Source organism: Phocaeicola sp. HCN-40430 (assembly GCF_037890285.1).
Classification (GTDB): Bacteria; Bacteroidota; Bacteroidia; order Bacteroidales; family Bacteroidaceae; genus Phocaeicola; species Phocaeicola acetigenes.
Genome location: NZ_JBBKBS010000033.1, coordinates 1 through 18,702, shown reverse-complemented (window position 1 = coordinate 18,702; position 18,702 = coordinate 1). Strand labels below are relative to the sequence as shown.

The 18,702-nt window shown below is 38.7% G+C and carries 11 protein-coding genes; 7 read left to right on the top strand and 4 right to left on the bottom strand.

Features of this window, described 5'->3' with window-relative positions; translation table 11 throughout:
• Positions 1-61 precede the first annotated feature (61 nt).
• From WKU26_RS11865 to gdhA, 4 genes are all read right to left on the bottom strand, one after another.
• On the bottom strand, positions 62-1,426 hold the full coding sequence (locus WKU26_RS11865) for a S41 family peptidase (RefSeq protein ID WP_340322171.1): 1,365 nt from the start codon (positions 1,424-1,426) through the stop codon (positions 62-64).
• A 5-nt stretch (positions 1,427-1,431) separates the two neighbouring features.
• A complete protein-coding gene (locus WKU26_RS11860) occupies positions 1,432-2,301 on the bottom strand; it encodes a hypothetical protein (RefSeq protein ID WP_340322170.1) in 870 nt (289 codons plus the stop codon).
• 75 nt (positions 2,302-2,376) lie between these two features.
• Positions 2,377-4,101 (bottom strand): fimbrillin family protein, encoded by a 1,725-nt coding sequence (locus WKU26_RS11855; RefSeq protein WP_340322169.1) that lies wholly within the window; start codon positions 4,099-4,101, stop codon positions 2,377-2,379.
• 136 nt (positions 4,102-4,237) lie between these two features.
• On the bottom strand, positions 4,238-5,575 hold the full coding sequence (gene gdhA, locus WKU26_RS11850; RefSeq protein WP_340322168.1) for an NADP-specific glutamate dehydrogenase: 1,338 nt from the start codon (positions 5,573-5,575) through the stop codon (positions 4,238-4,240).
• Between the two features lie 263 nt (positions 5,576-5,838).
• On the opposite strand from gdhA, the gene WKU26_RS11845 reads away from it, so the two are divergent.
• The 7 genes from WKU26_RS11845 (at position 5,839) to WKU26_RS11815 (ending at position 18,664) form a co-directional block, all read left to right on the top strand.
• Positions 5,839-8,793: a PEP/pyruvate-binding domain-containing protein gene (locus tag WKU26_RS11845; RefSeq protein ID WP_340322167.1), complete on the top strand. Its 2,955-nt coding sequence runs from the start codon at positions 5,839-5,841 to the stop codon at positions 8,791-8,793.
• A 725-nt stretch (positions 8,794-9,518) separates the two neighbouring features.
• Complete coding sequence (locus tag WKU26_RS11840; RefSeq protein WP_340322166.1) at positions 9,519-11,936, top strand: DUF4493 domain-containing protein; 2,418 nt, start codon at positions 9,519-9,521, stop codon at positions 11,934-11,936.
• 17 nt (positions 11,937-11,953) lie between these two features.
• Positions 11,954-13,231, top strand: coding sequence for a DUF4493 domain-containing protein (locus tag WKU26_RS11835; RefSeq protein WP_340322165.1), 1,278 nt, complete (start codon positions 11,954-11,956; stop codon positions 13,229-13,231).
• Between the two features lie 2 nt (positions 13,232-13,233).
• Positions 13,234-15,423, top strand: coding sequence for a DUF4493 domain-containing protein (locus WKU26_RS11830; RefSeq protein WP_340322164.1), 2,190 nt, complete (start codon positions 13,234-13,236; stop codon positions 15,421-15,423).
• A 70-nt stretch (positions 15,424-15,493) separates the two neighbouring features.
• Positions 15,494-16,171: a hypothetical protein gene (locus WKU26_RS11825; protein WP_340322172.1), complete on the top strand. Its 678-nt coding sequence runs from the start codon at positions 15,494-15,496 to the stop codon at positions 16,169-16,171.
• Between the two features lie 2 nt (positions 16,172-16,173).
• Complete coding sequence (locus tag WKU26_RS11820; protein WP_340322163.1) at positions 16,174-17,055, top strand: hypothetical protein; 882 nt, start codon at positions 16,174-16,176, stop codon at positions 17,053-17,055.
• A gap of 4 nt (positions 17,056-17,059) precedes the next feature.
• On the top strand, positions 17,060-18,664 hold the full coding sequence (locus tag WKU26_RS11815; protein ID WP_340322162.1) for a PCMD domain-containing protein: 1,605 nt from the start codon (positions 17,060-17,062) through the stop codon (positions 18,662-18,664).
• Positions 18,665-18,702: the final 38 nt, after the last annotated feature.

Here is an 18,702-nt window from a genome sequence, read left to right as displayed (position 1 = left end):
ATCGGACAGCAATATTTTCAAATATAGAATCTGTCTTAAAGGGAATATGTGTATTATCTGTTTAGGGGAGTTTGTTGTATTTTACTTTCGAAGCAATCGGATTGTAGATTACCCTGCTCTTTTTATTGGAAGTGGTTGGTTGTTCCGGCTGCGGTGGTTGTGGAAATGAGTGGTGATCCATGTGATACATTACAGAATAAAGCAAGGTATCTTGCGGTGTACCCAGTTCCCCCAATTTCTCTGCAGGATTCTCTGCCACTTGGTGTGCAGGAGTCAGGCCGCTGGTAAAATAGTCATATTCTCCTTTTGAGTTACTAAGATAAGCCGTTGTCAGCCAAAACTCCAGTTCGGGGTATTCGGGAGTAGTAAAGAGACTTTGCGCTACATTTTTTCCGAATGTTGCTTCTCCTACCTGAATGAGTTTATCTCCTAAATAAGGTCGGAGACAATTGATGACCATTTCTGATGCAGATGCCGTATTTCCTGAAGTAATGATATATAGGTTTGCATAATTGTAACCTGTTATACCCTCTTGAAACGGAATATTTTCTTCTTTATTGATTTTGTTATTGTATATCAGCTTTAGGCATGTTTGTCCACTTGCACTAGATGGAGCCAACATGCTACTGAGTAATACAGCAGTAGATACATATCCACCCGGATTATACCGAAGGTCTAAGATTACATCGTTAGGAGATGTACTCATACCCTCTGCAAATGCACTTTTTAGTTTATCTTCTTCTTCGGTTTCGAAACTGTTGTATAAAATATAAAATGCTTTTCGTCCTCCTTCTGTGGTTATGTTTTTAGTTAGGAAGACGCTTGGTTGGTCTACGATACGTGGGGCTGGCATTTGTACTTCGCAAGTATCATAAATTTGCTTATCGTTTTCTCCTGTTGCCGTATGGGGAGTAATCAGCATATATCGATAAGACTGGGTAGGGTACTGAAAGTATTGGCTGTAATTACTGTTGGTAATTTTCTGACTATCTACAGCAATAACACAGCTTCCTCGTTTTAAACCTGCTTCTTTAGCAGGAGACTGATCCTGTACATATAAGATACGAACTGCATTAGTCCCATCTTCCAAACGTATTATTGTACCTTCTAATCCAAAAGAAGGTGATGTCGTTTCTACTCTTGATCTTTGGTAAACAGAATCTATATGTGAGAAAATGACAGAACCTTTTTTATCTTTGTCAGATACGACGGAAGACAAAAACTCTTGAGGTTTTTTGAAAAAATCAATATTATCTTCTGCCGGCAGATCTTCATAAAATAAATAATTCTGCTGCATGGTTTCATAAATCCATGTTTTGGCAGCAATCAGCGCATAATACTCTCCTGAGCGATCTTCTCCGCACGAACCTAAAAAAACGGATGGCAAAAGAAGACTGATTAAAAGATAAATAGGATATTTTTTCATGCTATTTAGCGCATTTGAAATGAATTCTGTCCAATCATATTTCCATCAGCAAAGATATATACATTGTATGTACCTGCTGGAAGGAATTCCTCTACATCCCAATATACAGTTACACTTTGTTCTTCTCCGGTATACTCAATGTATTTTTTTATAGAATATGAAATATTCCTGTCTTCGTAAGAGAATGTAGTATTCCCTTTAGTTAGGATGTCATTGTCCGGTTTGGCTATACGTAAATATAGAGTTTTGTTACCTGTTTCTGCTGTGATATTTTTTACAATGGTAAAGGTAATGGCGATTTTCTTTACGTCTTTCACTTTCTTAGCTTTCTTACCTCGCTTGTTCATCGGGGTAATTACAATGTTAGTTGCGTCGAGTTGGGCAGCTAACGATACTTTTTCGTTCAAGTTTTTCTTTTCTGCGGCCAGATTACTGATTTGTACAGTTGCGGCACTGTATTTGGTTTTGACTTCTTGATTTTCCTTAGTTAAGGCTTCGTTTATTTTATTCAAAGAGTCTATCTGCATCACATAGCTTCTCAATACGGCACGTACCGTTTTCAGTTCTTTTTTCAAACGCATAATTTCGGCAGCGTTGCTACTTTTTACCTGACGCAGTTCTTCCAGCAAGCGTTGAGTTTTCAACTTTTCACTTTCCAGCTTTTCGCGCAAGGAGTCGTTGCTGATTTGTATCTGAAGTTCATCGTATTGAGTGGCGAATGTATTGTATTCGTTTTCCATTTCCTCTTTTTCGATAGCAAAGAGTTCTGTCATTTCTTTATTCTTGCGGAATTCGTTGAATGCCAAGAATGAAATAATACCGATAACGCCTATTAAAGCAGCTATTACAATGATGAATTTTTTATTCTTTTCCATGAAAACACTATTTTGGGCAAAAATACAACTAATTTGTGAACATGGGAGAATGTATTGCTAAAAAAATATTATCTGTTATGGTCTGATATGGATAATTAAAGAGTTATCTCCTTGTTTCCAATGATAAAAGGAGAGGCTGGGATATTTTGATATACCTTCATTATCTATCCATTGGTTCAATAAATCGAGCAGAGATTGGCTGTTATCTGTAGTTATATAAGTTGTCGGATTATAAGAAAATATATTTTCATTTTCTATTTGTCCCGAACCTATTGCTTTTACAGTATTTGGGTGATAACTTTTTGAAATACGTCCTCCATTTCCTTTGTAAATTAAAGCAGCATATGCTTTGGGGTAATTGTTGTTATGCGTAAAACAGTTTTCTATATATCCTCCGTCCCTTTGTTCATTACATATTCCTGCTCCATTTGCAGCTTTTTTATAAGAACATTGTTCTGTAAAACAATTCAATATTCCTTTCATATTTATGTTTGAGATTCCTCCGTAAGAACCGTCTTCGAAAGAAAATTCCGTTTGTTCTACAGAGCAGTTGATGATAAATCCTTTGTTGATTCCTGCGATGCCTCCTGATGTTGTAGATTTAGTTGTATTAAAGAGACTATTAGTGACTCTGCAACCATCAATTAGGCCTCTGTTTTCCCCACATAAAAGTCCCGTCATGGAGCATTTGTTTTTTAACGATGAATACGAAATCTGTGATAAGTGCAAGTTTTTTACCACTCCGGTTTCATCGATGAAGCCAAATAATCCGGTGCGTAAACGATAAGTAAATGTACTTAATATGATATTGCTTAAAGTGTGGTTCTGACCGTCGAATACATCTTTGAACCCAAGTTCATGTCCACCTGTCTTAATCCATCCTATGTCAAGAAGCTCTGCGCATTGTGTCTCACTGAAAGTCAGATCGTTCTGTAGATAGTAAGTTGTCACTCCATTTTGGGTTGTGCCAAATTCATCAAGACTGCGACCTTTATATTCATTTCCGTTGATTAATTGCGTAAAAGCGATGAAATCTTCGGGGGTGTAGATACCAATATTGCCTTCTGTCGTCTTTATCAGGCAATTATAGGAATACCCGCTGCTAAAAGAGTGGTTGGGCAGTGTGGTTTGTATACGTCCTTCGAGGGTGACTAATGTGATATCAATAGATAGATTATCGTATGGTGGAATAATGAAAGAGTAAATGCCATCTTCTTTTCGTTCAAAAAAGATGGTGTGTTTTATTTGATTATCGTAGGTAATTTCTGAGGTTTCTGGATTTATATGAGAAATACTCACAGAAGGAGTAAATTCTATTTTTTCCAAAGTTTGATTAAGTTCTGGACTTACAGAAAATGAAATATGTGAAAACAAGTGATTAAACGACAGTTGAATAGGTTGTCCATAGGGGATAGTTTGCTGTGCAATAAGAATATCCTGTAATTCTTCTTTTTCATTATAGATAAATTGATTATCGGATAACACGGGAGGGTGATAAGCGAGAATATGGGCTGGAATTTCTTCTTCCTCCCATTTCTTGGGGAGTTCTCCTTGCCAGTTTGTACCTGAATAGGTTAATATACTACCATCTACATATAGTCCTCCAGAACTGAAAAATGAAATAGTGCTTAGTTCAGGAAGAGATTGTTCCGAGGAAACCGTACGTGATTTTTCAGAAAAGAAGGTGTTACATAACTTACCTTGTATAATGACTGGATATTCTTTGGAGTGATGAGGGCTTTCGGTAGTGCAACCAGCAAAAAGTATTGAAAAGAGGAGTGTTATAAATATTTTTTTCATTATGCGCTATTTTTCTGTATATAACGCAATGGTTTGTCTTTATTATACCAGTGAAACAATAAAAAACGTTGCCCACCTGTCACAGGCAAGCAACGTTGCTTACAATACAAATACAACTAAACGAGATATTTTATTGTTACACAATTCCTTGAGCCATCATTGCATGGGCTACTTTCATGAAACCTGCAATGTTTGCTCCTTTTACATAATTTATGTAACCATCAGTTTCTGTTCCGTATTTCACACATTGTTCATGGATATTATGCATGATTTGATGTAGTTTTTCGTCTACTTCCTGTGCACTCCAACTTAAATGCATTGCATTCTGGCTCATTTCCAGTCCGGAAGTCGCTACACCTCCTGCATTTACAGCCTTGCCAGGAGCATACATAATTTTATGTTCAATGAAGGAGTCTATAGCTTCAGGAGTACAACCCATGTTGGATATTTCACCGATACAGAGAACCTGATTGTCTATCAGATGACGTGCATCTTCACCATTTAGTTCATTCTGAGTTGCACAAGGAAGCGCTATATCTACTTTTACTTCCCATGGGCGGCGTCCTTCTACAAATGTTGCGTTAGGATAACGTTCCGCATACGGAGCTACGATGTCGTTGCCTGAAGCACGTAATTCAAGCATATAGTCGATTTTTTCTCCACTGATACCATCCGGATCGTATATGTATCCATCCGGTCCGGAGATTGTCACCACTTTGGCACCCAGTTGAGTTGCTTTTGTTGCTGCTCCCCATGCTACGTTTCCAAAACCAGAGATTGCTACAGTTTTACCTTTTATATCGATATTTTTCTTGTCGAGCATATGTTTCACGAAGTACAGACCTCCGAATCCGGTAGCTTCCGGACGGATAAGTGAACCACCAAACTCCAACCCTTTTCCGGTAAATGTTCCGGTAAATTCATGAGTCAGTTTTTTATACATACCAAACATGTAGCCCACTTCACGTCCACCTACACCAATGTCTCCTGCTGGGACATCCATGTCCGGACCTACATGACGCCACAATTCCAGCATAAAGGCCTGACAGAAGCGCATCACTTCTGCATCGCTTTTACCACGAGGAGAGAAGTCGGAACCACCTTTTCCTCCTCCCATTGGTAATGTAGTAAGGGCGTTTTTGAAAGTTTGTTCAAATCCTAAAAATTTTAGGATAGAAAGGTTCACAGAAGCGTGAAAACGGATACCACCTTTGTATGGGCCAATCGCATTGTTGAATTGCACACGATAACCTAAATTGACTTGTACTTTTCCTTTGTCATCTACCCAAGGAACACGGAATGTGATGATACGGTCTGGTTCGACAAGGCGTTCAATCAGCGAAGCTTTTTCGAATTCCGGATGCTGGTTGTATACATCTTGAATGGAAAGCAAAACTTCTCTTACTGCTTGCAAGTACTCAGATTCACCTGGATGTTTAGCTTCCAAGGAAGCCATAATTTGATTGATATCCATAATTATATAGTTTAAGGTCTGACAAAAAGAAATCTTTTATATCTGCAAAGATATGCTTTTCTGTATATCTTCAAAATGTTTTTCACTCTTTTTCTCGTTTATAACAATAAAAAGTTATTAATGACATCTTGTTGTCATTTATGAAATCGAGCGGTGAGTGATTAAAAGTATCCGATAACGATGAAAGTCTGAGTCATAGGTTGTATGAATCGGGAGAATTATGTAGATTTGTTAGCAGAATAGAGTCTAAATCAGAGTGTACTATGCTTAGCAAATTAAAATTAAACCAGCTTTATTTTAAAGATACGCAGTTCGTGAATTTAATGACAAAACGCATATTCAATGTTTTGTTGGTGGCAAATCCCTACGATGCCTTTATGTTGGAGGATGATGGACGTATCGATGAAAAGATCTTTATAGAATACATGAATCTCAGTCTTCGATATCCTCCCCGTTTTACTCAAGTATCGACAGAGGAAGATGCTTGGAAGCAGTTGGGAATAACGATGTTTGATTTGGTTATTTGTATGCCGGGCTCGGATAATAGTGATACTTTTGATATTGCCAGACAGATAAAGGAGAAGTATCCTAAAATTCCACTTGTTGTTCTGACTCCGTTTTCGCATGGCATTACCCAACGTATGGCAAGTGAAGATCTTAGTATTTTTGAATATGTATTTTGCTGGTTGGGAAATACCGATTTATTGGTATCCATCATCAAGCTGATTGAAGATAAGATGAATTTGGAACATGACATCAAGGAGGTAGGAGTCCAGATGATCATGTTAGTGGAGGACTCTATTCGTTTTTACTCATCCGTCCTTCCTAATCTTTATAAGTTCGTACTCCGTCAAAGTCAGGAGTTTGCTACCGAGGCGTTGAACGAACATCAGCGTACACTCCGTATGCGCGGGCGCCCTAAAATTGTGTTGGCCCGTTCGTACGAGGAAGCAATGGGACTCTATAAAAAATACAGCAACAATACGTTGGGTATCATTTCGGATGCCCGATTCCCTCATGAAGGAGTGGACGACCCGTTGGCTGGTGTCAAACTGTTGACAGAAATCCGTCGCTACGATCCTTTTGTACCTCTTATCCTACAGTCGGCAGAAGAAGAAAACAGAAGCTATGCCAATGAATTGGATGTGCAGTTTATCGATAAGAACTCGAAGAAAATGGATGTCGATTTGAGGGAAGCCGTGTCTGCAAGCTTCGGCTTTGGTGATTTTATTTTCTTAAATCCCCAAACCATGGAAGAAGTAGTACGGGTACATAATCTGAAAGAACTTCAGAATGTCATCTATTCTATTCCTGCTGACTCCTTATTATATCATATTACCCGTAATCATGTATCGCGCTGGTTGTATTCAAGGGCAATCTTTCCTGTAGCAGAATTTTTGAAGCAGGTTACTTGGGAATCTTTAAAAGATATTGATGCACATCGTAAAATCATCTTTGAAGCGATTGTAAAATACCGGAAGATGAAGAACCAGGGAGTTGTGGCTGTATTCCAGCGTGACCGTTTCGACCGTTATTCCAATTTTGCCCGTATTGGCGACGGCTCATTGGGAGGAAAAGGAAGAGGACTTGCCTTCATTGATAATATGGTGAAGCGTCATGCCGAATTCGAGGAATTTGAAAATGCAACGGTAGTTATTCCGAAAACGGTGGTACTGTGTACGGATATCTTCGATGAATTTATGGATATGAACAATCTGTACCAGCTGGCCTTGAGTGATGCAGACGATGAAACCATTCTTCGCGCTTTTCTCCGTGCAAAGCTGCCGGACAGATTGGTAGAGGACTTTTTTGCGTTCTTTGAGGTTGTAAAGGCGCCAATTGCCATCCGCTCGTCCAGCTTGTTGGAAGATTCGCATTACCAACCTTTTGCTGGTATTTATTCCACTTATATGATACCTTATCTGGAAGATAAGTATGAAATGCTTCGTATGCTGAGTGATGCCATTAAGGGGGTATATGCATCCGTCTATTATAAAGATAGTAAAGCTTATATGCAGGCTACACGGAATGTAATCGACCAGGAAAAAATGGCTGTAATCTTGCAGGAGGTAGTCGGAACACAGTATGGCAGCCGTTATTATCCTTCAATTTCAGGTGTGGCTCGTTCCATTAATTATTATCCGATAAACGATGAACAGGCAGAAGAGGGTACAGTGAGTCTGGCATTGGGGTTAGGTAAATATATCGTAGATGGCGGTTTGACTCTTCGCGTATGTCCTTATCATCCGGACAAGGTGCTGCAGACAAGTGAAATGGAAATGGCATTACGTGAAACACAGACACGTTTTTATGCACTTGACCTGGAAAATACAGGTAATAATTTTTCGCTCGACGATGGATTTAATCTGTTAAAACTTCCGGTAAAAGAGGCAGAGAACGATGGCTCTCTCAACTATCTGGCTTCTACTTACGACCCTTACGATATGGTTATACGCGATGGTATCTATCCGGGTGGCCGTAAACTGATTACTTTTGCCAATATACTGCAACATGATGTCTTCCCGTTGGCTCGTATCCTTCAGTTGGTGCAGAAGTACGGTCAGGGAGAGATGCGCCGTCCGGTAGAGATAGAATTTGCTGTCAACTTTGATGCTCGTACAAAATCGGGTACATTCTATTTACTGCAGATTCGTCCGATGGTAGATATGAAAGCCAATCTGACCGAAGATTTAAGTTTGATACCCGAAGAACGCTTATTGCTGAAGAGCGAAAATTCTTTAGGACATGGAGTAATGGAAGATATTCACGATGTGATTTATGTGAAAACGGAGGGCTATTCTGCTTCGAACAACCAGTTGATAGCCTATGATATAGAGAAATTGAATCGTCGTTTTCTGGATGAAGAGAAACATTATGTACTGGTAGGACCCGGACGTTGGGGAAGTAGCGATACCTGGTTGGGTATTCCGGTGAAATGGCCCAATATATCGGCAGCCCGTGTCATTGTAGAAGCAGGACTGACAAATTATCGTATAGATCCTAGTCAGGGAACTCACTTTTTCCAGAATCTTACTTCGTTTGGAGTTGGGTATTTTACCATTAATGCCTATATGAACGACGGATTGTATAATCAGGAACTTCTGAACAGTATGCCTGCCGTAGAAGAAACTAAGTTTATACGCTGGGTACATTTTGATAAGCCTTTGTCTGTCAAAATGGATGGGAAGAAAAAAATAGGTGTTGTTGAAATAGGATAGTGCTTGACAGAGAAACTGTATCAAGATAAGATTTATTATCATAAATATAAACGCATGATTCTGTTTGCTGATTGAAATCGACGACGTCGGCTGCACAATCGCCTACGTTGGCCGTATAGCCAACAACGATAACTGTGCAGCCGGCGTCGTCGGTTAAAGTTTTTATCATTCATTGTTTCCTTTTTGTTCCTGCCACATTGTTGAACTGTCAAAAAAAGACGATTCTAATTTCTGCTTCTCTCCGGATTTGGATAAAACTGCTGTTTATACATATATTTATGCTATTAAGGGCTTTCCTGATATGAGTAAAGTCCGGTTTCTTTATTTGTTATTTGGGTAAACAGAAAAATGCTTTTTATGCAGTCTGATAAAACAAATTCATATATGGTCTGTGTAAGTAAAACCAGATATATAATATATTATTATTGATGTTTGGGGGTATCTTTTTCTTTGCGAACTATTAAAATCTTAAAGAAAGAATATTTATTTGATTAATAATATTGTGAAATTTGCAGAATTATGTAATTGAGAAAGAATGAAAAATGAAAATTAGAACAAAAAAAGAAAAATTAGACCTTTCCTGCTTTTGTGAATGTCTGTTTCTTTGCAAATGGAATATTCTATAGTTTGTATAGGGAAAAAATAAAATGAAAAAAGCTTATTGTGGATTGATGTCCTTACTGTTACTTGGATTATTTTCTTGTGCAAAAGAAAAAACGTCAAGTATGTTTGAAGGACGTATTAATGTAAGTGTAAATGCTGATCAGAGCTTACAGGGAGAGCAGTCGAGAAGCACAGCAAATGGTGAAGCTCCCGATGTAAATGAATTTAGTTTAAGTATTGTTTCTGAAGATGGAGAATTTTCCACTTCATGGGATCGTTTTGCTGATTTTGAACCGGTGACAGTGGATGTTGGGACTTATACGGTAACAGCATCGTATGGAAATGCTGATACTGAAGGATTTGATGCATTGAGCTATTTGGGTAGTACCACTGTAGATGTGAAAAAAAATGAAGTGTCCGATGCCTCTATTCTTTGTACGATAAACAAGGCGAAAGTCTCAATTTCATATACAGAAGATTTTCAGACGTATTTTTCTTCTTATAGCGCATATATTAATACTTCTAAGGGAAATAAGGTAAGCTATTTGTCTGATGAAATTCGAGGGGCTTATTTTGTTCCAGGTGATTTGAGTGTGTATTTGGAAGTAACTCGTCAGGGAAATTCTCAAAAGATTACATTGAATCCTAAGAACTTTACAGCCGAAGTAAAGCATGAGTATCGGTTGACGATGGATGTAGATGCTTCTACAGCTTCACTAAAAATTATCTTTAATGATAATCCATTGTCTGAAGAAAATGTAGATATAAATATATCGGATGAGGCTTTAAGTGCTGCCCCTCCTGTATTTACATCCTATGGCTTCTCTTCGGGGGCGGCTATAGAAGTGAATGAGTTTGGTAGTGTATCAGAAAAGCTTGAAGCTTATCTGAATGCACCGGCTGGTCTGGCCCGATGCGAATTAACCACTCAGTCGGAAGCTTTGAAAGCACAGGGATGGCCTGAAAGTGTAGATTTAATGAATCTGACAGCTGAACAGTCGCAGAAGTTGGCAGAACTGGGACTGGTAACAAAAGGACTGGGAGCAAATCATGATAAGATAGCGACGATTGATTTTCAGAATGTAATACCAAATTTGTACTGTGTAAATGGGGAAGATGAAGAGCATCTGTTCACCTTGAAAGCAACAGACTTATATACAAAGGTATCCGAGGATTTGGTGTTGAAGGTGTTGACTCATCCTGTTGCCTTCGATATTCAATTGCCGGAATCAGTGCCTTATGGAAGTTCTGTCATAACTTTCCCTTTGACATTGGAAGGAGATGTAGCGAAAGTGCAGTTCTATTACGACGAAAACGGAATGTATAAGCCTTTCGATTCTGCTCATGTTTCTGTACAGCCGGATGGTGATAATCAGTATACAGTGACTTTGACATATCCAAATTCGCTGACTGATACAGAGAATGGAGTGAAGTTTAAGGCTGCATATGGTGCGAAAGTAATAGAACGTATAATTTCTGTAGAGGCTCCTAAACTTCAGATTTCATTGAAAAATGGTGAAGCGGATGTATGGGCTACTAAAGTGGATATACAAATGACCGATTTGACTCAGTCTCTGGAAATATCGGCAGAGACCGTTGAATTTCAGTATAAAAAGGATGGTGTGTGGACAAAATGCGATAATGTATCCTTGAATGGAATGAATCAATTTACTCTTAAGGGATTGTCGGCAGGAGCTACTTATACTATTCGTGCTGCACATACCCAAGGTTTATATTCCAATGAGTTAGAGATTACTACAGAACAGGCAACACAGTTGCCTAACGCCGGAATGGAAGAGTGGTTCTCTAATAAAATTGCAGAAGATGGTACAGATTTATCTGGAAACAGTAAAGTATATTGGAATAAGTGGTATCCATGGAATGAAAGTATTAATACTTCAAAAGGTTGGAGTACTGTGAACCAGACAACCACACAATATGGTGCTACTCCTTCTACCTTTTGGGGATTCCCTACCTTCCCTTATGTGGGATGTTGTTATACTACCAACTCCGGTACGTTGAGAACAGATAATCATTACGAAGGAAGCTATGCTGCATTGATTCGTACTGTTGGTTGGGGACATGACAATCAGGCTGATGGTAGAGATAGTCAGAATGTAACTCCGGGAGAATTGTATTTGGGTAGTTATGATGTGTCTACCCATACTCCAGTATATGGATATGATTTTACATCGAGACCTACAGGACTTGCTTTCTATTATCAGTATGTTCCTAAGAATGAAGCAGACTATTGGGAAGTGCAGATAGAGGTGAAAGATGCAGAAGGACAAAACATTGCTTCTCAAAGAATAACTCGGAGTGGAAATGTATCGGAATATACTAAAGAAGTCGTACCGTTGACTTATGGTATAGTGAAGAAAGCTGCATCTATTTCTGTTATTTTCCGCTCTTCGGCTAATCCGGATTGTTTGGTTTCGAATGAAACTAACTTATCTTATCCTAAATTTGGTAATTTAAGTGATGGGGAATATGTAGGTAGCCAACTTTATATTGATAACATAGAACTGATTTACGAATAAATAAAAAATAGAAATATATGAAAAAAATATTTTACGTTTATTTGATATTGCTCATTAATATGCTGACTTTTACTGCCTGCCATAATGAGTCTATGATGGATACGGAAGGAGTAGGAGGAAAGGGAGAATTGAGCTTATCTTCTCTGAAAATGGATGTAAATCTGAAGGTGGACAGTGTGTATTTAGGTTCTCGTTCACAAACTTCAGTGGATTTCAGTCAATATATTGTATCAATATATAATAGTCAGTCCCAACAAGTAGAAAAATGGGTTTATAGAGAAATGCCTGAAATTGTTTCACTGGAAGTGGGAAGTTATACTATTACTGTGACTTCATCGGCTGAGCAGACTAGCGGATTTGATGCTCCTTATTATAAAGGAAGTACTTCTTTCGATATTCAGAAAGATAAAGTGACTGAAGTGCCGACTATTACATGCAGTTTGGCTAATATGCTGTTTACTGTGGTATATGACGAGGATTTTGAAGGATTATTAGGAGAAGATGTGGTCACTACCGTTACTATTGGAGAAAATTCTTTGGATATTCCTGTTTCTGAAACAAGAAAGGCTTATTTGGCTGCTCCGAGTACTGAAAATATATCGATGACTGTAACATTGAAAGGAACAATAGATGGTGAAGCGATTGATTATAGTCAGCGTTTTGAAAATGTAAAAGCGGGAGTGCACAATGTAATTCGCTATAAATTTGATACAGTAAATGGAGATATCCCTAAAGAAGGTTCTTTAAATGTGTCAATTGGCATTGATTCATCATTGGATGGAAGTGATGAAGTTATTGGAGTGGATCCGGGGCAAGAACCGGATATCGATGACTTCCCTACAGATGGAGAAGGAGGGGATACCGAACAGAATAAACCGTCAATTGTGGGAACCGACTTCAATGGTGCTGCTTTTGATATAGAAAATGATGTATTATCTATACCGACTTCTTTGGTAGGAAAAATGCCTTTGACAGTTACCCTGAATGCTGTAAATGGTATTGCTCATGTGTATGTAACGATTGATTCTGAAACATTGACAGAAGCAGTCTTAACTGATGTGGGGCTGAAGAAGAGCTTTGATTTGGCAGAACCGGGAGATCTTGAAGAAGGATTGGCAAGTTTGGGATTCCCTGTAGGTGGTGAAATAATTGGGCAAAAGACAATTCCTTTCAGTATTACAGAGTTTACTCCGTTGTTGGGTATTTATGGGGCAGCAAACCATAACTTTATCATTCGTCTGGTCGATCAGAAAGGATTGGAAGTTACACAAACATTAAAGATTAAGAGCGTATAATCATGAAGCGATATTGTATAATGGCATTGGCTGGCCTTATGTTATGCCTGGGTGCCTGTAAAGAAGATACCGGATTGGCAGATGCAGAGGGACGTTTACGTCTCTCTGTGGATGTGTCCGATAAGGTGGAAGTAGTTTCGCGTACAATTACTGATGAAGAGCAGACCGACTTGAATCAGAATTGTAAAGTGCGTATTTATCGTGGAGAAAGCTTGATTCAGAAGTATCAGGGAATAGAAAATATTCCGGCTTCTATTGCCTTGGTCAGTGGAGAGTATTCTGTCAGAGTTACGGCTGGTGATTCTGTGGCTGCTTCGTTTGATCAGCGTTTTTTTGAGGGGAAGAAAGGTTTTACCATAAATAAAGGTGAAGTTAGTACAGTAGAAGTAAATTGTGGTATCGCCAATACTGTGATTGCTATGATATGGGATGAATCGTTGAAAGAGGTTTTCAAAGGCGATTATCAGGTAACTGTAACTTCTGCTACAGGTGAATTGGTTTTCTCTTCAGCAAATACAGACCAAAAAGGTTATTTCAGTTTACCGGAAGATAATAGAAAACTGATCTGCAAATTCAGTGCGACTAAGTTAAACGGAGAAAAGTATGAGAACTCTACAGAGCTTACAGAATTAAAGTCGGGTACCCTTTATAATCTGACTTACCGCTATACAGCCCCGGAACAGAGTCCTACAGGAGGTGCTGCAATAACTATTCAGATCGACGAAACTCCATTGCAGGAGGAAGAGTTCGTGATTACATTGAAGCAGCGTCCGGTAATAACATGTGTCGACGGAGAGGGAGTGACATATGATTTGGAAAATCCGGTGTATTTGGAAGCTGGTGTACAGAAGGATTTTTATTTCCAGGTAGCTTCTTCTTCACCTTTAGTAAACTTGATGATTCAGAATGACCGCTTTACAGAATGGGGATTTGAGGCTAATCAGTTTGATATGTTGCAACTGAATGGACAGGATGAAGCTTTAAAATTATTGGGCCTCTCTGTTGTAGATAAAAATACAACACAGGATGGAGATAATTGGAAAATATTGTTTGACCAAAATTTAATGGCAAAGATTGTGGCCTCTGGAGGTAATTCGGTGACTTCTGTTACTGCTACTGATAGTAATGGGAAGACTCGTACCGTAACATGGAATATTATCGCCTCAGATATTAAAGTTGTGACAGAGGCTGCTATTCCTTATGAAGTATGGACTTCACGAGCTACTTTACATGGAAGTGTTATTGGGGAGTTGAAATCTGTACCTCGATTCCGTTATCGTATAAAAGAGACAGCAGACTGGACTGTTGTAGATGCAGATTTGACAGATCAGACATTCAGTAAAGAAATAACAGGATTAACTCCGGGTACAACTTATGAATATCAGGCAATGGATGGTGAACAGGCTTCTTCTGTGGTGTGTGAATTTACAACAGAGGATACTTTCCAGCCAGAGAATGCAGGATTTGAATATACTTCTGGAAGTTCGCCTATCTTGATTTACGGTGATGGCCAGTCTATGTGGTGGGATACCGGAAATCATGGTTCTTCAACATTGGGAATAAATGTAACTAAACCGGATACATCTATTAAACATTCCGGTAATCAGTCTATTCTATTGTCTTCTCAGTATGTAGGAGTGAGTATTTTTGGAAAGTTTGCGGCCGGAAATCTATTTGTAGGCCAGTTTATTACTACAGATGGTACAGATGGTGTGCTTGGATGGGGACGTCCATGCACCAGCCGTCCGAAGGCTTTGAAGCTATGGGTACGTTATGAACCGGGTACGGTTGACTATAATCATACTGGAACTTCGCTTATTAGCAAAGGAGATATGGATAAGGGAATTATTTATGTGGCAGTGGGCGACTGGGCTGGTCAGGAAGCCAATGGTATGACATGGCCTTTCGTGGTGCGAACCAAAAATCAGGCAAGTTTGTTCAGCACAGAGAAAGGGACTTATTCGGGAGATGGTACCATTGCTTATGGTGAGAAGACTTTTGATGAGGCTTACAAGGACGGAGAGAATCTGGTTGAGCTGACAATAAATCTGGATTATGACAATTATGGAGGTAATAAGCGTAAACCTACCTCTATCATTATTGTAGCTTCCGCAAGTAAATATGGTGACTACTTTGCAGGAAGTACCAGTAGTAAAATGTGGCTCGATGATATGGAGTTGATTTATGAATAAACTTATATAAAGCAAATTCGTGAAAAAGATAGTTTATATAGTATTGTGTCTGGTGTGTGGCATCGTAGAGATGCATGCACAAGACACTCAGAAGAAACTTCCACCAAAAGTATTTGTTCCTAAGGGACAGTGGATTGTGGGAAGTAATGTTTCTTATTCTGAGCATACAGAAAGTAATTATGACTTTCTGGTGGTAGAGGGTGTGAATTCGGATGGTTATCAATTTAAGGTAAGTCCGATGTTTGCTTATGCGCTGAAGGATAATATGGCGTTGGGAGCTCGTTTCAATTATTCACGTACGCTGGTTCGTATGGATGAAACTCAGATTAATCTGGATGATGAAAACCAGTTTGATGTGAATAATATCTATCAGCTTAAGCATTCGTATTCGGCTATGGCTATTTTCCGTAACTATATTCCATTGGGAGAAAGCAAGCGTTTTGCATTGTTTAGCGAAACTCAGTTGGAAGTTGGAGGAAGTCAGTCTAAAGTTTCCAATGGACGTGGAGAGGAACTTACTGGAACCTATTCTACTTCAGTAGATATGGGACTTGGAGTTAGTCCGGGACTGGTCGCGTTTATCAATAATTATACGGCTGTAGAAGTCAGTGTCGGAGTGTTGGGAGTGAATCTAAGCAAGAAGAGACAGACTACCAATCAGGTGGAGACTGGAGAACAATCGTCTACTTCTGCAAATTTTAAAATTAATATATTCTCAATAGGCTTGGGAATTGCATTTTACTTATAATTATGGTAATATTGTTGCGTTTATATAGTTTGATATTATTTATTCTATTGGGAACCTCATGGAGTGTAGCTCAAGTGGTTTCTGATTCGATTGTAAAAATTCATCCTGATACTGTCTATAAGTTTATACATGTACATGATACCGTATATGTATCAAATTCTGAGTTGAAAGCTCCAGTCGATTCATCATGTATTATTTATACTAAACCGGTAGGACGTTATAATCGTGGTATTACCAATTACCGTTTTATTCCTAAAAATAAATGGATAGGTGGTGTTACTTTTTCTGTGTTTAGTTTTGAGGCTGACAATAGTCGTGTATTGTTTTCTTTGCTAAAAGACATTGATGTGAATCTTCGTACATTGAGTGTACATCCATTTGTTGGTTATGCTATAAAAGACAATACAGTAATTGGGGTAAAATTGGGCTATTCGAGAGTGTCTGGAGCTGTGAATAACTTTGCTTTGAATATAGATGATTTGGATGTTTCTTTGAAAGATATTCATTATTCAGATGACTTGTATTCGTTTAATTTATTTCACCGTTCATATATAGGTATTGATCCTAAAGGGATGTTTGGCTTGTTTAATGAAACTACTCTTGGGTATAATACAGGTTCTTCGCGTTTTTCCCGTGGTACTGATGAAAATTTGAAATACACGGATACAACCATCAATCAGTTACATTTTGGTATTAATCCGGGTATTGCCATTTCTGTTATGCCTAATGTGGGAGCTGAAATCTCGTTTGGAGTAGCTGGTTTTACTTATAACTGGGAAAAACAGAAAAAAAGTTCGGGAGAGACAGGTAAACGAACCAATAGCGGAGCTAATTTTAAAATTAATTTGTTGAATATCAATATCGGTTTAACCGTATGCATCTGATGATATGAAGAAGATAATATATAAAATAGCAGGAGTATGTTTTTTAGTAAGTTTGCTTACTGCTTGTTTGAAAAATGACTTTCCTTATCCTACGGTAAAACTCTATATCACCGATATGACTGTAGAAGGACAAGTGGGAAATGCCGTAATTTCGAATGATGAGCGGAAAGTAACTTTACAATTGGATGAAACAGTAAATCCAAAGAAAGTAAAGATTCACTCTTTGGAAGTAACAGAAGGAGGAAAGGCTTCGGTTGAACCTGAATCGGTTGTTGATTTAAGTCAACCTTTAAATATAACTTTGTCTTTATATCAAGATTATATTTGGACAGTAGAAGCCAATCAGACGATTGAGCGAATATTCACTGTAAATGGTCAGATTGGGCAGGCTTATTTTTATCCGGAAGATAAGGAAGCTGCAGTGAATATTCCTCGGGCACAAGGACTGAAGTCGATTCAACTGACTGCATTGAAATTAGGTCCGGAAGGCTCTACACAGAACGGAACAACTGCACTCCCTGAATTACAGTGGGAGAACAAAGGAGCATTTGCAACTGCTAAAGTACAGGTGGAATATAGTGATTTCATTGATGAAGAGTGGACTTTATATGTAAACCTGACAGATATAAATGTAGGAGTCAATAGTGTAGATGCTTGGACTAATGTAGCTTGGGTTAACGGATTTGGACGTCAAGGTGCAGAAAATGGCTGTGAATATAAAAAGGATGGAGAGCAGGACTGGATTCGCGTAAGCAGTTCGGACATAACTCATGAGGGTGGTAACTTTAAAGCTCGTCTGATTCATTTGGATGCTGCTACTACTTATGTTTGTAGAGCTTACTCGGGAGAAGAGTATGGAGAGGAAACAAAGTTTACCACTGGAATTGCTGCTACAGTTCCTAACTTAGGCTTCGACGAATGGCATAAGGAAGGAAAGGTAATATGTCCTTGGAAAGAAGGAGGTATATCTTATTGGGATACCGGAAACTGGGGAAGTACAACACTTTCTGCTAATGACAATATTACTCAGCCTACTTCCGATGTATGGAGTGGGGCTGCCCAAGGTAGTCAGGCTGCTGTATTGGGATCTAAGTTTGTAGGGCTTGGTTCTTTCGGTAAATTTGCTGCCGGTAACTTATTCTTGGGTGAGTATAAAGCAACAGATGGTACTAATGGTATTTTGGGATTCGGAAGAGAGTTTACTGCACGACCTACCAAACTGAAAGGGTATTTTAAATATACAGGTTCTGCTATTAAATATGCCGATAAGGCTCATGAGGATTTAAAAGGTGAGCCGGATACTTGTATCGTATGGATTGCTTTGGGAGATTGGAATGAACCGGTAGAAATACGTACGAACCCACAAAATTCTAAGTATTTTATGAAAACCGATCCTCATATTATTGCCTATGGTGAGATGAATTGTAGTGAAACTATATCAGAATATCGTGAGTTTGAGATTGAATTGGAGTATCGTGCCACAGACCGTGTGCCTAAATATTTGCTGATTGTTTGTTCGGCCAGCAAATATGGAGATTATTTTACTGGAGGTGCCGGTTCTACCATGTGGGTAGACGAATTCAGCTTGGAGTATGATTATGATCAGTAGAATTTGTCGTATATGATAAATTTATGTTCTATAAAGTT